The organism is Geodermatophilus sabuli, assembly GCF_900215145.1.
In the GTDB taxonomy this organism is placed as follows: Bacteria; Actinomycetota; Actinomycetes; order Mycobacteriales; family Geodermatophilaceae; genus Geodermatophilus; species Geodermatophilus sabuli.
The window spans coordinates 195,505-211,521 of the sequence record NZ_OBDO01000011.1; the positions used below are offsets into that span (position 1 = coordinate 195,505).

Below are 16,017 nucleotides of genomic sequence, written 5' to 3' on the forward strand. Positions count from 1 at the left end.
CAGCAGGGGATCGACGGCGGAACCGTACCGCTCATCCGGAGCCGTGAGAACGGACGCGGAGCCGGGCCGGGCAACGGTCGGGGCGGCGCCGGTCCCGACGACGTCCCGCACTCCGCCGGAGGGCTCCACGCGGGTGTAGGAACGCGGCCATGACCGAACCGGACCGCGCGCTCTTCCTCGTCGTCACCATCAAGCCGCGTGCGGACCGGCGGGCCGAGGCCGAGGAGCAGTTGCAGTCCATGCGCCGGCAGACCCTCACCGAGCCCGGCTGCGTCTTCATGCACCTCGTGCAGCCGCAGGACGATCCGGACAACTGGGTGATGCTGGAGATGTTCCGCTCCCGGGCTGCCTGGGACGAGCACATGCAGCAGCCCTACAACACCGAGGGGAACCGCATCCTCGAGGGCCTGCTCCGCGAACCGTCGGACCTGCGCCTGATGGACGAGAAGTAGCGGCTTCCCGGCTCCAGGCAGCGCGGGTCCGGGTGGAATGTGCTCGGGGTGGCGGCTACTCTCGCGGAGCGGGCTGTGATCGAGGTCACAGAGATCCTCTTTCCCGCGTCGGCGAGGGGTGGATCCCATGGCCCGACCGTCCGCGACCCAGCAGTCACCGAACGTCGGAGGACCGGCGAAGGCGGCGCTGGTCTACCCGGGGCTCAAGGGCCCGTTCATCCTGCTCATCGCCTGCTTCGCAGCCTGGGGATCGGCGGCGAACCTCACGGACGTGCTCGTCGGCGTGTTCCGGCAGATCTTCACGATGTCGAACTTCCAGTCGGCGCTGGTCCAGTTCGCGTACTACGGGGCGTACTTCGCACTGGCCATCCCCGCGGCCCTGATCAACCGGCGGTTCGGGTACAAGACCGGTGTCCTCACCGGCCTGGGGCTGGCCACCGTCGGCGGGCTCCTCTTCATCCCCGCGAGCCAGCTCTTGGCCTACGGGTTCTTCCTCATCGCGTTGTTCGTGCTCGCGGCCGGGCTCTCCATCCTGGAGACCTCGGCCAATCCCTTCGTGATCGCGATGGGCCCCGAGATCAGCGCCACGCAGCGGCTGAACCTGGCGCAGGCGTTCAACCCCGTCGGCGCGAACATCGGCGTCCTGCTGGGGGCCGTCCTCATCCTGCCCCGCATCACGAAGGACGCCGAGAAGGAGTCCATGACGGCGCAGGAGCTCGAGGCAGCTCAGGAACAGGACCTGTCCCTGGTGCTCGGCCCCTACCTCGGGATCGCCCTCGCGCTGCTGCTCATCTGGGTGCTCATCGCACTGAAGAAGATCAACACGCCCGACGAGCACGCCCACTTCGGACTGGAGGAGTCCTCGGGCGGGGCGACGAGCCGCCTCTGGCGCAACCAGCACTACCGCTTCGGGGTGATCGCACAGTTCCTGAACGTCGGTGCGCAGGTGTGCGCGTGGTCGTTCACCATCCAGTACGCCATGGACGTGGTGGGTGTCTCCGAGGACATCGCGGGGTTGTACCTGCAGGCCAGCCTGGTCCTCTTCCTGATCGCGCGCTTCGTGATGACGTACCTGCTGGGGATCATCCGGCCGACGAAGCTGCTCTTCGCCATGGCGGCGCTCGGCGTCGTGCTCTCCCTGGTGGCCGTGGTCTCTCCCAACATGCTCGGCCTGCTCGCCGTCGTGGGGATCTCCCTCTCCCTGTCGCTGATGTTCCCGACGATCTACGGGGTGGCCCTGCAGGGCCTGGGCCCGGACACCAAGTTCGGCGCCGCGGGCCTGGTCATGGCCATCCTCGGCGGAGCGCTCCTCCCCCCGGTCCAGGGACTCATCATGGACGGGGCGGACACGAACATCGGCTTCGTCGTCCCGGCGGTGTGCCTCGCGATCGTCGCCGCCTACGCGCTGTTCGACCTGCGGTCCTCGCGGCACGGCGGTCCCCTGGTGTCCGAGGGCGCCGCGCACTGACCGGGTGGGCCGTCCCGGCCCGCCGGCCTCGGGTACCGGTACACCGTTCTCGTCGATGGGAGCAGGCGGATGTTCGTCGTGGTCGGGGAAGCACTGGTCGATCTCGTGGGGCAACGGGGCAGTCGAACGCTCGTCGCGCACCCGGGCGGGAGTCCGGCCAACGTCGCGCTCGGGCTCGCCCGACTCGGGGACCGGGTCGCCCTGATGACGCGCCTCGGGCGGGACTCCTTCGGGGAGATGGTCTCCGCCCACCTCAAGGCGAGTGGCGTCCGGGTCGACGCCGGGCCCGATGCCGGCGCCAAGACGAGCCTGGCCGTGGCCAGCCTGGCCGCGGGAGTCGCCTCCTACGACTTCCGCATCGAGTGGGACATCGGTGACCTGGCCCCCCTCCCGGTCGAGACCCGGTGCGTCCACACCGGTTCGTTGGCGACCGCTCTGGCGCCCGGTGCGGCCCGAGTGACGAACCTCCTGGAACGGGAGCGTGAGCGGGGGAGGGTGACCATCTCCTACGACCCCAACGTGCGCCCCGCCCTCCTGGGTGAGCCGGAGGGAGCCAGGCCCGCGATCGAGCACCTCGTGTCCCTGTCGGACGTGGTCAAGGTCAGCGACGAGGACCTGCGCTGGCTCTACCCCGACCGCCGGGACGAGGACGTGGCCAGGGACTGGCTGGCGCTGGGCGCCCCGCTCGTCATCGTGACCCGCGGCGGTGAAGGCGTCTTCGCGGTCACCGCGCACCTGGAGCTGGATCGCCCCGCGACCCGGATCGACCTCGTCGACACCGTGGGCGCGGGTGACTCCTTCACCTCGGGACTCCTGGACGGGCTGGGGCGTGCGGACCTGCTCGGTGGTGTCCGCCGGGACGCCCTCGCGAGGATCGACGAGTCGAGCTTGATCAGCGTGCTGGACGAGGCCAGCCTCATCGCGTCGATCACCTGCTCGCGTCCGGGTGCCGATCCGCCGACCTGGGCGGAGGTGGAGACCGCCCGCGCTGCCCGGCCGTCGACGGGGCAGTCCATCCCGCGCTGACCACCGCCGGCGGGCGGTCCTCGAGCCGATCGGTGCGTCAACCGGCTCCGACGGACCGGTACACCTCCACCGTGCGCTCGGCGATCGTCGCCCACGAGAAGTGGTCGACCGCGCGCCGGCGCCCGGCATCGCCCATCGCCGCCGCGCGGGACGGGTCCTCGAGCAGCTGGGTGATCGCCGCGGCGAGGTCGCCGGTGAACTTGGCGGGGTCCAGGGGCGTGCCGCTGCCGTCCGGCACCTGCTCGATCGGCACGAGCAGGCCCGTCTCGCCGTCGGCCACGACCTCGGGGATGCCACCGGTCGCCGTGGCGACGACGGCGGCCCGGCAGGCCATGGCCTCGAGGTTCACGATGCCCATCGGCTCGTAGATCGACGGGCAGACGAAGACGGTGGTGTGGCTGAGGACCTGGATGACCTCGGGCTTGGGCAACATGTCCGCGACCCACACGACACCGCTCCGCACCGCGCGCAGCTCCTCGACCAGGGCCGTCACCTCGGCGCTGATCTCCGGGGTGTCGGGCGCGCCGGCGAGCAGGATCAGCTGCGCGTCCGCCGGCAGGTCGCGCGCGGCCCGCAGCAGGTAGGGCAGCCCCTTCTGGCGGGTGATCCGGCCGACGAACACCACGCTGGGTCGGTCCGGGTCGATGTCCAGGCGGGCCAGGACGTCGGTTCCCTCGTCCGGTGCGTACTCCGTCGTGTCGATGCCGTTGTGCACCACCGTGACCCGGTCCGGGTCGACCGCCGGGTAGGCGGCGAGGACGTCGCGGCGCATCCCGGCCGACACCGCGATCACGGCGTCGGCAGCCTCCAGGGCCGTCCGCTCCGCCCAGGAGGACAGCGCGTAGCCACCGCCGAGCTGCTCGGCCTTCCAGGGTCGGAGCGGCTCCAGGCTGTGGGTGGACACGACGTGTGGGACTCCGTGCAGGAGCTTGGCCACGTGACCGGCCAGGTTCGCGTACCAGGTGTGGCTGTGCACGACGTCGGTGCCCGCGCAGCCCGCCGCCATCTCCAGGTCGACGCCGAAGGTGCGCAGTGCCGGGTTGGCGCCCTCGAGCCCGGCCGGTTCGGCATGGGCCGTGACGCCTGCCTCGTTCCGCGGCCCCCCGAAGCAGTGGACGCGCACGTCGACGAGTGGGCGCAGCTCACGAGCCAGGTACTCCACGTGCACGCCCGCCCCGCCGTACACCTCCGGCGGGTACTCGCGGGTCAGCAGGTCGACGCGGAGGCCGCTGCCGGTGGTCGGGAACGCGGCGTCAGCCGGTGTGTCCTGGGTCACACGCCGACCCTAGAGCCGCAAGCCGACGACGACCCTGGTTGCCGACCCGGATGAGGTCTACGTTCCGCGTCTGTGGCGACTGACGTGCTCGCGATGGTGCTGGCCGGTGGCGAGGGCAAGCGGCTGATGCCGTTGACTGCGGACCGGGCCAAGCCGGCGGTCCCCTTCGGTGGCATGTACCGCATGATCGACTTCGTCCTGTCCAACCTGGTCAACGGCGGCTACCTCAAGCTCGTGGTGCTGACCCAGTACAAGAGCCACTCCCTGGACCGGCACATCAGCAAGACCTGGCGGTTGTCCACGCTGCTGGGCAACTACGTCGCCCCGGTGCCGGCGCAGCAGCGGCTGGGCCCCCGCTGGTTCGCCGGGTCGGCGGACGCGATCCACCAGAGCATGAACCTGATCAGTGATGAGCGGCCGGCGCACGTCGTCGTCTTCGGCGCGGACAACATCTACCGGATGGACCCGCGGCAGATGGTCGCCCGGCACGTCGAGTCCGGCGCCGGCGTGACCGTGGCCGCCATCCGCCAGCCGCTGTCGATGGCAGACCAGTTCGGGGTGATCGAGGTCGACGAGGGCGGCCGGAGGATCTCGGCGTTCCGGGAGAAGCCGACGGACGCCCGTGGCCTGCCGGACGCCCCCCACGAGGTGTTCGCCTCGATGGGCAACTACGTGTTCACCACCAGCGTGCTCGTCGACGCCCTGACCCGCGACGCGGAGGACCCGGACAGCAAGCACGACATGGGCGGGAGCATCGTGCCGATGCTCGTGGAGCGCGGCGAAGCAGGCGTGTACGACTTCCGGGACAACGACGTGGCGGGCCAGCGGGAGACCGAACGGGGGTACTGGCGCGACGTCGGCACCCTGGACAGCTTCTACGACGCCCACATGGACCTGATCTCGGTCGATCCGGAGTTCAGCCTGTACAACCCGGAGTGGCCGATCCTGACCAGCCAGGACCCGTGGCCACCGGCCCGGTCGGTGCACGGCTCGGCCGGCCGCGTCGGGATGGCGACGGAGTCCCTGCTGTCGCCGGGGTCGGTCGTGTCGGGCTCCACCGTGAACCGGTCGGTGCTGTCCCCGGGAGCGCACGTGCACTCCTGGGCGCAGGTCGACTCCTCGGTCCTCATGCAGGGTGTGCAGGTCGGGCGGAACGCGGTGGTGCGCAACGCCATCCTCGACAAGGACGTCGTCGTCCCCGAGGGCGCGAGGGTCGGTGTGGACACCGACCGCGACCGCGAGTTGTACACGGTGTCGGACAACGGGATCGTCGTCATCGGCAAGGGCCGACAGGTCGTGCCCTGACGGTCCCCGCGACGTGAGCCACCGGCACTCTCGAGAGGTCCCGGGAGCCGGCGGGCTCACACCCCCTCGTCGCAGGGAACGGTGCCGCGCGCCACGGCATCGACGAGGCGCTGGTGGTCCTGCTCGGTCTGGTCGGCGTACACGCGGGCGAACTCACACAGGGCACTTTCCACCCTGTCGGACCTGCCCAGGTAGCCGGCGATCATCGAGGCGCCGCTGGTGCGCGCGTGGCCCTTGGCCAGCAGCCGCCCGCAGATCCCCGCGTAGTCGGCGAGAGCGGAGGGGTCGATCGCGTCCAGTTGGACGCTGCCCTTCATGTTGCGGAACTGGCGCACGTAGTACTGCCGGCCTCCCACGGTCGCCCAGCCGAGCAGGGGGTCGCTCACGGTCTGCAGTGCCTGCTGGTACTCCACCACCCGCTCGCCCTGGTGCGCGTGCCATGCGGAGTCGCCGTGGACGAAGGGGGCGACGACGGAACGGCGCGCCTGCTTGAGCTGGAGGAACAGCACGTCCTCCGGGTCGGATCCCTCGCACAGGACGACGTACGCCCGGAGCCCCACGCTGCCCACGCCGACCACCTTGTGGGCGATGTCGACGATGGTGTAGCCGCCGAGGATCCGGCGCCAGTGCGGGGCGAGCGTCGCCAGGTAGCCGTCCAGGGCCGCGGCCAGCTCGTCCGCCTCGGCGGCGCCCACCCTGGTGATCAGCGGTGGCTCCTCGACGATGCGCCGGCGTCCCTCGTGCTGCTCGGTGAAGCGGGGAAGCGCCCGGTCGCCCGTCCGGGAACGTGCCTTCTTCGCGGCCCGGTCCAACTCCTGACGCAGTGCCTCGTCGGAAGCCGCCGTCTGGAGCCGGTCGAGATCCAGGCGCTGGAACGAGCGCCGGAGCAGCGGTTGGTCCGACAGCTCCCAGAGGTGGCTGCGGTACGAGGCCACGCAGGAGATCACGGCGTCGGCACAGGAGTCCTCGCTCATGGAGTTCTGCCGTCCGGCGACCCAGACGCTCGCCACGAGGCGGCGCAGGTCCCACTCCCAAGCACCCGGGTGGGCCTCGTCGAAGTCGTTGAGATCGAGCACGAGCTCCCGCTCGGGAGAGCCGTAGAAGCCGATGTTGCCCACGTGCGCGTCGCCACAGATGATCGGGGTGATGCCGGTGGCCGGCAGCCTGGCGAAGTCCTCGGCCATCACCACGGCGGCGCCGCGCAGGAACCCGTACGGCGAGGCGGTCATCCGCCCGATCCGCACCGGCACGAGCCAGCTGATCCGGCCATCGTGCGATTCCTCGAGCAGGTCCAGGACGTCGCGCCGGTCGGCCGAGGGGCTCCACCGCGACAGCGACGATCGCGGCACCTGCTGCCGCAGGCTGCGGCCGATGGCATACCGCTCCGCGCGGGGAGTGCTCCGGGTGCGCAAGGAGCCGTAGGTCTGGCCGTCGACGGTGGCCAGCACTGTCGGGGCGGGGGCGTGCGGACGGACGTGGGCCATCTCGACCTCCCCAACGGCCTCGTGTGCCGCCGTCGATCCTGGCACGGTCGGCGATGGAGCGGCGTCGTTCGACGACTCCAGGCCGTGTACCACCGGGCACCTCCCGGAGGGTGCTCAACCGGCCGCGGCGCCGAACCACGTGGGCAGGTTGCCGAGCAGGTCCTGCTGGTCGTCACCGACCCACGCCACGTGACCGTCCGGCCGGAGCAGCGCCGCAGGCACGGCCAGCTCCTCGCTGACGTCGATCACGTGGTCGACCCGGTCGGCCCAGCCGGCGACCGAGAGCCGGCCGGTCTGGTCCAGCAGGAGCCCGCGCCCCGCGTGCATCAGCGCGTAGAGGCGCCCGCGCTGCAATCCCACGTCGCGCAGGCGCCGGCCGAGCAGCCGATGTCCCTCGCCGAAGTCGTAACGGACGCCGATCGCGGTGATCTTCTCGATCAGGAACCGGTTGACCTCGTCGAAGTCCATCAGGTCCGAGACCAGCCGGCGCACCGCCTGGGGCCCCGGCTCGGTGGACAGCAGCTCGGCCTGCGCCCGGGTGGTGGTCAGCACGTCGGCGGCCACCGGGTGCCGTTCGGTGTGGTAGCTGTCCAGGAGCCCCTCCGGGGCCCAGCCGTTGACGTCGGCGGCGAGTTTCCAGCCCAGGTTGAACGCGTCCTGGAGGCCGAGGTTCAGGCCCTGGCCGCCGGTCGGCGGGTGGACGTGCGCCGCATCGCCGGCCAGCAGCACGCGACCGTCCCGGTACCGCTCGGCCTGCCGGGTGGCGTCCCCGAAGCGGGAGAGCCAGCGCGGCGAGTGCACGCCGAAGTCAGTGCCCGCGACCACCCGCAGGCGCTGCCTGACCTCCTCGAGGGTCGGCGGGACCGAGCGGTCCTCGGCCACCCCCTCGGCGGGCACGACGACGCGGTACAGGCCCTCTCCGGAAGGGCCGACACCGAACCCCCTCTGGGTCGTACGGACCTCGGTCACCACGGCAGCCACCTCCTCCGGCGGCGCAGTGACCTCCACCTCGCCCGACAGCCACTCGCGGCTGGCCGGCTCGCCGGGGAAGCCGATGCCGAGGAGTCCGCGCACCGTGCTGCGGCCGCCGTCGCAGCCGACGAGGTGCCGCGAGCGCAGCTGCGTGCCGTCGGCCAGGTCGGCGGTCACCCCGTGGTCGTCCTGGCTCAGCCCGACCAGTTCACAGCCGCGCCGGATCTCGACGCCCAGCTCGGTGGCGTGCTCGAGGAGCAGCCGCTCGGTCGTGGGTTGCGGGATGCCGAGGACGTACGGATGGGCGGTGTCCAAGCGCTCCGGTGCGGGTTTGTCGATCCCGGCGAAGAAGCCACCGAGCGGGTACCGCGTGCCGAGCGGGAGGAACCGGTCCAGCAGACCCCGCTGGTCCAGCACCTCGATGCTGCGTGCGTGCAAGCCGAGAGCGCGGACGACCCGGGTCGGCTCCGCCTCCTTCTCCAGCACGAGCACCCGCACGCCGTGCAGCCGCAACTCGCCGGCCAGCATCACGCCGGTGGGACCACCACCGATGACGATCACGTCGGAATCCACGACCCCGTCTCCCTCGATCAGTGCTCCGGCCGGCACTCTGCGGCACGACCGGGGGCTTGCCGCAAGCCCCGAGGTGAGATGGATCCTGGAGTGGGAGAGCCCCGCCGCCCGGCCAGGATCGTCCGGTCCCGGGGGTGGCCCTCCAGCGGTCGAACCGGCGTGCAGGGTCGTGGTCGGCGACCTCGTCCCTACGGGGGGAGTACCCGTCACCTTCACACGATGAGGAATCGGCGCACCTGAGCGGCACGCTCACGCGGTGCGGAGAGCGACTCCCGCCCGGCTTCCCCGGGCGTGTGCCGGGCGGCGCTGCAGCCGGGTCCGCGGCGACTGGTTGGCGTATCCGGGAGGCAGTGGAGCGCACGCGGTCTCCCTGTCCGCAGGAGCGGAGCGGGCATCCGCCGGTCCGGACATGTCGACGTAGCGGATGTAGTCCGAGGGGTCGTAGGTGTTCATCGGAGGCTCCGTGATCGTCGATGTCGTGAGACCAGGATCGGCGGGCGCGGACGGGGACGACAGGGAGTCAACTCCCGTATCACCGGCGAGAACCCCCGTTGTGAGACGGGGGACAACCCCCAGGGATCTCACCCGTGCCGGCTGGACGCCGAGTCCCCGGCGGGACGCCGACGGCGACGTCGGCCGGCTCCAGCGCCCGCACGGTCGGACGGGTGGGGCTTGCCGAGGGGGTTCTCCCTACCTCGATACGGGGGAAGAGGCCGCCAGTTCTGGGAAGAACCCCATCGCTCGCCAACGCGGTGCCCCGCACTCTTCCTGTGCCCGGGAATGCAGTTCCTCCACCGGACACACATCGCGCCGCATTCCGGCGTCCATGCAGACAGGGGACCGACGTGCCCATCATCTCCGTGCCGCAGGAATTCAACGAAGAGGATCTGTACGTCGACCTGCGCTCCGTCTTCGGGTGCTCGCTCTTCCTCAAGTGCGAGGGCTTCAACTTCGCCGGCTCGATCAAGATGAAGGCCGCGACCGAGATGGTCGAGGCCGCCGAGCGCGCCGGCGTCCTGACGCCGGGATCGGTGCTGATCGAGTCCTCGTCGGGCAACCTGGGCGTCGCGCTGAGCATGATCGCGGCGAGCAGGGGCTACGAGTTCCTCTGCATCACCGACCCGCGGTGCAACCTGTCGACCCGGCGGCTGATGGAGGCGCTCGGCGCCCAGGTGCACACCATCACCGAGCCGGACCCGGTCACCGGCTTCCTCGGCGCGCGGAAGGACTACGTCCGGGCGATGTGCGCCTCCGACCGCCGGTACGTGTGGCTCAACCAGTACGAGAACCCGAACAACTGGGGCTCTCACCACCGCCGGACGGCGCAGGAGATCGCACGGTCCTTCCCGGAGCTGGACGTGCTCTTCGTGGGTGCCGGCACCACCGGGACCCTGATGGGCTGCGCGCGCTTCTTCCGGGAGTGGCACCGGCCGGTGCGGATCGTGGCCGTCGACTCCGTCGGTTCGGTGACGTTCGGCGGACCGCCGAGCCGGCGGATGATCCCGGGCCTGGGCAGCGCCGAGCGGCCGGACGTGCTCGACGAGTCCTACATCGACGAGGTCGTGCTGGTCGAGGAGGCGCAGACCGTCCGTGCCTGCCACCGGATGGCTCGGCGCGGCTTCCTGTTCGGTGGCTCCACCGGCACGGTGGTGAGCGCCGCGACGAGCTGGTTGACGCGCAACGACGCGCAGGACCTCACCGCAGTGACCATCGCCCCCGACCTCGGCGAGCGGTACCTGGACACCCTGTACCAGACCAACTGGGTGGAGGACCTCTACGGCGGGGACGTGCTCCGTCTCGACGAGGGAGCCGGCGTCACAGCGACCGTGCCCGAGCCGCGCTCATCCGGCTCCCGCTCGCCCGTCCTGAGCAACCGGCGCTGAGGGCGCGGTCCGCGCCGCCCTCGAGGGGGGACCACGAGGCGCATCCAGCTCCGTCGCAGCCATGCCGATCGGCAACTCGGGAAGGAGGATCGTCACCGTCATGACCGGGTCCGCGGACCACTGTCCTCCGGTGCGAGTGCTCGGGCGATGGGCACGCCGGGGCGGTAGGCCAGGTACCGGTAGGACGGCGCATCGAGGACGGCGAGATCGGCCCGCCCGCCGGGACCGAGGTGCCCGACGTCCGGACGCCGCAGCGCCGCCGCGCCGCCGGCGGTCGCCGCCCACAGCGCCTCCACGGGGGTCATCCCCATCTCGCGGACGGCGAGCGCGATGCAGAACGGCATCGACGACGTGAAACTGCTGCCGGGGTTGCAGTCGGTGGCCAGGGCCACCGTGACCCCCGCCGACAGCAGCCGCCGGGCGTCCGGGTACGGCGAGCGGGTGGAGAACTCGGCGCCCGGCAGCAGGGTGGCGACCGTGGTGCCACCGGCGAGCGCGTCGACGTCGGCGTCGGTCAGGTGGGTGCAGTGGTCGACGCTGGCCGCGCCGAGCTCCACCGCCAGGCGCACACCGGGGCCCGCCGAGAGCTGGTTGGCGTGCACCCGCGCCTGCAGGCCCCGGGCGAGCCCGGCCTCCAGCACGGCGCGCGCCTCCTCGCCGTCGAAGGCGTGCGCCGAGGCGGGCTCGCAGAAGACGTCGATCCACCGGGCGAACGGGGCGCACGACTCGAGCATCGGACCGGTGACCAGGGCGACGTAGTCCTCGCGGCGGCCGGCGTACTCCACCGGCACCACGTGCGCGCCCAGGAACGTGGTGTCCGGCGTGACCTCCGCGGCCAGCCGGAGGCACCGCGCCTCGTCCTCGACGGTCAGCCCGTAGCCGCTCTTGACCTCCACGGTCGTCGTGCCCTGGCCGCGCATCTCCGCCACCAGATCGCGGAGCCGGCTGCGCAGGACGTCGTCGGAGGCGGAGCGTGTCGCCGCGACGGTGGCCGAGATGCCCCCGCCGTCGTAGTGCGCGCCGGACATCCGGGCCTCGAACTCCGCGGCCCGGTCACCGGCGAAGACCAGATGGGTGTGGCTGTCGACGAAGCCCGGGATCACCGCCCGGCCGCCGACGTCGATCGACGCATCGGCGGCCGGTGCGCGGCGTCGCGGTCCGCTCCAGGCGACGGCGCCGTCCTCCACGACGAGGGCCGCGTCGGCGACCAGGCCCAGCGGGCCCCTCCCGTGGGAAGGGTCGTTGGTGACCAGTTCGGCGATGCCGGTGACCAGCGTGCTCACACCGGGGCCCCCGCGGAGACGTGGAGCGCCGGCGGAGCGGTTTCGTGGAGTTGGTTTCATGCGTCGTCCCACAGCGGGTCGATGGCCGCGGCGAGCAGGCGGCCCACGTCGCCCAGCACGTGCCGGCCCTCGGTGACGACGACCCGGCCGTCGACCACCACGGTGTGCACGTCCGCGGCCGCCGCCACCATCGGCAGCTGGTCCGGTGCGCAGCCGGCGGTCCGCGGGCTGTCCAGCCGGACGGCGACCAGGTCGGCCCGCTGGTCCGGGGCGATCCGACCGGCGTCGGGCCAGCCGAGGGCGCGGTGCCCGTCGACGGTGAGCGCGGCGAGGAGCCCGGCCGGGGAGAAGCGGCCACGTTCGCCGGTGCGCAGCCGCTCGTGGTCCTCGAGCAGCCGGGCCTCGGCGAGCAGATCGGTGACGACGTGCTGATCGCTGCCGAGGCTGAGCGGCGAGCCGGCGTCCCGGAGCCGCAGGAGGGGGGCGATGCCGTCGGCGAGGTCGGCCTCGGTGCTCGGGCAGGCGCAGACCCCCGTTCCCGTGCTGCCGAGGGTCGCGACGTCGTCCGGGGTGAGGTGGATGGCGTGCACGGCGGTGGTCGACGGACCGAGGACCCCCCGTTCGTGCAGCAGCCCGGTGGGCGTGGTGCCGTAGTGGGCCAGGCAGGCCGCGTTCTCCGCAGGCTGCTCGGAGAGGTGCACGTGCAGAGGGCGCTCACCGGCGGCGTGCGCGACGGTGGGCAGCTGCGCCGCCGGCACGGCCCGCACGGAGTGCACCGCGACCCCGACCCGGACCCCGTCCCGCTCCGGGAGCAGCCCGGTCCGTGCCGCCCAGGCCTCGGCGTCCCCGTCGGAGAACCGGACCTGGACGTCGTCGAGGGGCAGGTGCCCGGCCCCGTCGAGCCCGCCGGTGAGGTAGCAGGCGTCGAGCAGGGTCAGCCGCATGCCGGCGTCGGCGGCAGCCTGGATGAGCCCCTCGGCCATGGCGTTGGGATCGGTGTACCGACCGCCGCCGGGCGGGTGGTGCAGGTAGTGGAACTCGCCGACGCAGGTGACCCCCGCGAGCGCCATCTCGGCGTACGCGGCCCGGGCCAGGGCGAGGTGGCTGTCGGGGTCGAGCCGCGCGGCGACGCGGTACATCCGCTCCCGCCAGGTCCAGAACGTGCCGGCCCGGTCGTGGGTGCGCCCGCGCAGTGCCCGGTGGAAGGCGTGCGAGTGCGCGTTCGCGAAGCCGGGCAGCACGACGCCCGGCAACCGGTGGTCCGTGGCGGGCGGCGTCGCAGCCCGCTCGACGGTGCGGATCCGGCCGCCGTCCACGACCACCCGCACGCCGGGCACGGGGCCGGTACCGAGGTCGGCGTGCTCGCACCAGAAGCCGGTCAGCACGCCAGGTGCTCCACGGCGCGGGCGAGCGCGGCGACGCCGGCCCGGCAGTCCGCCGGGTCGGCGTGCTCGGCGGGGGAGTGGGACACCCCGGTCGGGTTGCGGACGAAGAGCATCGCGGTGGGGACGCCGGCTGCGGACAGGATCCCGGCGTCGTGACCGGCTCCCGTGGACAGGACCGGCGCCGGGCGGCCGTCGGGGCCGGCGAGGACAGCGGCGAGCCGGTCGCGCAGGGTGGGGTCGAACGGCGTGGCCGGCGTCCACGACTCCTCGACGGGAGTGCTGCCGGCCGCCTCGGCGACGCAGGCGACGACGGCGTGCACGTCGGCTGCGGCGGGACCGCGGGCATCGAGCCAGGCGGTGATCTCCGCGGGGATCGCGTTGACGGCGTTGGGCCGGGCCCGGAGCCTGCCCACGGTCGCGAGGGCACCGTGGCGCTGGGCGGCCGTGCGCGCCGCCTGGATGGCGGCGGCCAGCGGCAGCGTCGGGTCCTGCCGGTCGGCCAGCCGGGTGGTCCCCGCGTGGTCGGCCCGGCCGCGGAGGTCCAGCCGCCACCGGCCGTGCGGCCAGATGCCCTCGGCCACCCCGACCGCGCCCCGGTCGCCGGGCACGTCGGCGAGCGCGCGGCCCTGCTCGACGTGCAGCTCCAGGAACGTGCCGACACGGCGCAGCGCCTCGTCGTCGCGGCCGAGGGGCCGCGGGTCGGTTCCCGCCGCGGTCATCGCCTCGGCCAGCGTGGTGCCCTGGTCGTCGGTCAGCCCTCGCGCCCGGTCGGGGTCGAGCGCGCCGGTGAGCAGCCGCGACCCGGCGCACGCGACGCCGAAGCGGGCGCCCTCCTCGTCGCCGAAGCAGACGATGCCGAGCGGTCGCCGTGGCGAGCGGCCCCGCGCCCGGACCAGGTCCAGTGCGGCGAACGCCGACACCACGCCCAGCGGGCCGTCGAAGGCGCCGCCGTCGGGGACCGAGTCCAGGTGGCTGCCCATCGCCAGGCCCGGCCGGCCGGCGTCCGCGGCGGCGTCGGGATCCGCCGTCCACGCCCAGGTGTTGCCGGCCCGGTCGGGCACGACGTCCAGCCCGCGCTGCCGGGCCTCGCCGCGGAACCACTCGCGCAGCGCGGCGTCGGTGCGCGTCCACGCGTACCGGCGGTAGCCGCCCGTCGCCGGGTGCCGGCCGACCGGTCTCAGGTCCGACCACATCGCGTCGAACGTGGTCACCGGCTCAGCGCTCCGCCATCGGGACCCGCAGGCCGCGTTCCTCCGCGACCTGGGCGGCCAGGTCGTAGCCGGCGTCGACGTGGCGGAGCACGCCCGTGCCGGGGTCGTTGCGCAGCACCCGCTCCAGTTTCCGGGCGGCCAGGCCCGTGCCGTCGGCGACGCTGACCTGGCCGGCGTGCAGCGACCGGCCCATCCCGACGCCGCCGCCGTGGTGCACGGACACCCAGGTCGCCCCGGACGCGGTGTTGACCAGTGCGTTGAGCAGCGGCCAGTCGGCGATGGCGTCCGATCCGTCCGCCATGGCCTCCGTCTCCCGGTAGGGGGAGGCGACGGACCCGGAGTCGAGGTGGTCGCGGCCGATGACGATCGGTGCGGTGATCTCGCCGGACGCGACCATCTCGTTGAAGCGGAGCCCGGCGACGTCGCGTTCCCCGTACCCGAGCCAGCAGATGCGGGCGGGCAGGCCCTGGAAGGCGACCCGGTCCCGGGCCGCCCGGATCCAGCGCTGCAGGTGGTCGTCGTCCGGGAACAGGTCGAGGACGGCGCGGTCGGTCGCGGCGATGTCCGCCGGGTCCCCGGAGAGGGCGGCCCAGCGGAAGGGGCCCTTGCCCGCGCAGAACAGCGGCCGGATGTAGGCGGGCACGAAACCGGGGAACGCGAACGCCCGCTCGTAACCGCCCTGGCGGGCCTCGTCCCGGATGGAGTTCCCGTAGTCGAAGACCTCGGCCCCGGCGTCGAGGAACCCGACCATCGCCTCGACGTGCCTGGCCATCGACGCGCGGGCCCGGTCGGTGAACTCCTCGGGCTTGGTCTCGGCGTAGTCGTGCCAGTCGTCGAGGTCGACGCCCTCCGGCAGGTAGCTGAGCGGGTCGTGTGCCGAGGTCTGGTCGGTGACGACGTCGATCTCCACGCCCCGGCGCAGCAGCTCGGGGAACACCGTGGCCGCGTTGCCGACCAGCCCGACCGACAGTGCCCGCCGGTCCCGTCTGGCGGCCAGGCAGCGCGCCACCGCGTCGTCGAGGTCCTCGGCCACCTCGTCGAGGTAGCGGTGCCCGACCCGGCGGCGCAGCCGGCCCCCGTCGACGTCGACCACCAGGCAGACACCGCCGTTGAGGGTCACCGCGAGGGGCTGGGCGCCGCCCATGCCGCCGCAGCCGCCGGTCAGCGTCAGGGTGCCGGCGAGCGTGCCGCCGCTCTGCCCCTGCCCGTCATGCCTGCCGGCGAGCTTCGCCGCCACGGCCGCGAAGGTCTCGTAGGTGCCCTGGAGGATCCCCTGCGTCCCGATGTAGATCCAGGACCCCGCCGTCATCTGGCCGTACATGGTCAGGCCCAGGTGCTCGAGGCGCCGGAACTCCGGCCAGGTGGCCCAGTCGCCCACCAGGTTGGAGTTGGCGATCAGCACCCGGGGCGCCCACTCGTGCGTGCGCAGCACGCCGACCGGCCGACCGGACTGCACGAGCATGGTCTCGTCGTCGGCGAGGGTCGTGAGCGTGCGGACCATGGCGTCGAAGCTGCGCCAGTCGCGGGCGGCGCGGCCGGTGCCGCCGTAGACGACCAGGTCGTCGGGCCGCTCGGCGACATCTGGGTCCAGGTTGTTCTGCAGCATCCGGAGCGGCGCCTCGGTCTGCCAGCTCCGGGCCGTGCGAGTGGTGCCCCGCGGGGCCCGTACGGGTCGTGCTCCGTCCATGGGTGGCTCCTC

General features: G+C 72.9%; 12 protein-coding genes. 5 read left to right on the forward strand and 7 right to left on the reverse strand.

Annotated elements, in window-relative coordinates:
• Positions 1-149: 149 nt before the first annotated feature.
• The 3 genes from CRP39_RS22340 to CRP39_RS22350 all read left to right on the forward strand — a co-directional run bounded on the left by CRP39_RS22340 (position 150) and on the right by CRP39_RS22350 (position 2,946).
• Positions 150-452: a putative quinol monooxygenase gene (locus tag CRP39_RS22340; RefSeq protein ID WP_097208589.1), complete on the forward strand. Its 303-nt coding sequence runs from the start codon at positions 150-152 to the stop codon at positions 450-452.
• Between the two features lie 127 nt (positions 453-579).
• Positions 580-1,920: an L-fucose:H+ symporter permease gene (gene fucP / locus CRP39_RS22345; protein WP_097208590.1), complete on the forward strand. Its 1,341-nt coding sequence runs from the start codon at positions 580-582 to the stop codon at positions 1,918-1,920.
• Positions 1,921-1,989: 69 nt separating this feature from the next.
• Entirely contained in the window at positions 1,990-2,946 is a 957-nt protein-coding gene (locus tag CRP39_RS22350; RefSeq protein ID WP_097208591.1) for a carbohydrate kinase family protein, read from the forward strand.
• 37 nt (positions 2,947-2,983) lie between these two features.
• Here the strand turns inward: CRP39_RS22350 and glgA are convergent, their stop codons facing one another.
• On the reverse strand, positions 2,984-4,222 hold the full coding sequence (gene glgA / locus CRP39_RS22355) for a glycogen synthase (RefSeq protein ID WP_097208592.1): 1,239 nt from the start codon (positions 4,220-4,222) through the stop codon (positions 2,984-2,986).
• Between the two features lie 72 nt (positions 4,223-4,294).
• Between glgA and glgC the strand changes: the two genes are divergently transcribed.
• On the forward strand, positions 4,295-5,527 hold the full coding sequence (glgC, locus tag CRP39_RS22360; RefSeq protein WP_097208593.1) for a glucose-1-phosphate adenylyltransferase: 1,233 nt from the start codon (positions 4,295-4,297) through the stop codon (positions 5,525-5,527).
• Positions 5,528-5,583: 56 nt separating this feature from the next.
• Here the strand turns inward: glgC and CRP39_RS22365 are convergent, their stop codons facing one another.
• Together CRP39_RS22365 and rox are read right to left on the reverse strand one after the other, a co-directional pair.
• Complete coding sequence (locus tag CRP39_RS22365; protein WP_097208594.1) at positions 5,584-7,011, reverse strand: DUF2252 domain-containing protein; 1,428 nt, start codon at positions 7,009-7,011, stop codon at positions 5,584-5,586.
• 114 nt (positions 7,012-7,125) lie between these two features.
• Positions 7,126-8,556, reverse strand: a complete 1,431-nt coding sequence (gene rox / locus CRP39_RS22370; protein ID WP_216359871.1) for a rifampin monooxygenase — start codon at positions 8,554-8,556, stop codon at positions 7,126-7,128.
• Positions 8,557-9,401: 845 nt separating this feature from the next.
• Here rox and sbnA point away from each other — a divergent pair.
• Positions 9,402-10,439 (forward strand): 2,3-diaminopropionate biosynthesis protein SbnA, encoded by a 1,038-nt coding sequence (gene sbnA, locus CRP39_RS22375; RefSeq protein WP_097208595.1) that lies wholly within the window; start codon positions 9,402-9,404, stop codon positions 10,437-10,439.
• Positions 10,440-10,537: 98 nt separating this feature from the next.
• On the opposite strand, the gene hutI is transcribed toward sbnA, so the two are convergent.
• From hutI to hutU, 4 genes are read right to left on the reverse strand one after another with little or no spacing between them, the layout of a single operon-like run.
• The gene (gene hutI, locus CRP39_RS22380) at positions 10,538-11,722 is read right to left on the reverse strand and encodes an imidazolonepropionase (protein WP_245854039.1); all 1,185 of its coding nucleotides are present in this window, start codon (positions 11,720-11,722) and stop codon (positions 10,538-10,540) included.
• 56 nt (positions 11,723-11,778) lie between these two features.
• On the reverse strand, positions 11,779-13,107 hold the full coding sequence (locus CRP39_RS22385; protein ID WP_216359872.1) for a formimidoylglutamate deiminase: 1,329 nt from the start codon (positions 13,105-13,107) through the stop codon (positions 11,779-11,781).
• Positions 13,101-14,318: an allantoate amidohydrolase gene (locus CRP39_RS22390; RefSeq protein ID WP_216359873.1), complete on the reverse strand. Its 1,218-nt coding sequence runs from the start codon at positions 14,316-14,318 to the stop codon at positions 13,101-13,103. Before CRP39_RS22390 ends, CRP39_RS22385 begins: the two co-directional genes overlap by 7 nt.
• Before the next feature lie 4 nt (positions 14,319-14,322).
• Positions 14,323-16,005 carry a urocanate hydratase gene (gene hutU, locus CRP39_RS22395; protein WP_097208597.1) on the reverse strand — a complete coding sequence of 561 codons (1,683 nt, stop codon included), beginning with the start codon at positions 16,003-16,005 and terminating at the stop codon, positions 14,323-14,325.
• Between the last annotated feature and the right edge of the window lie 12 nt (positions 16,006-16,017).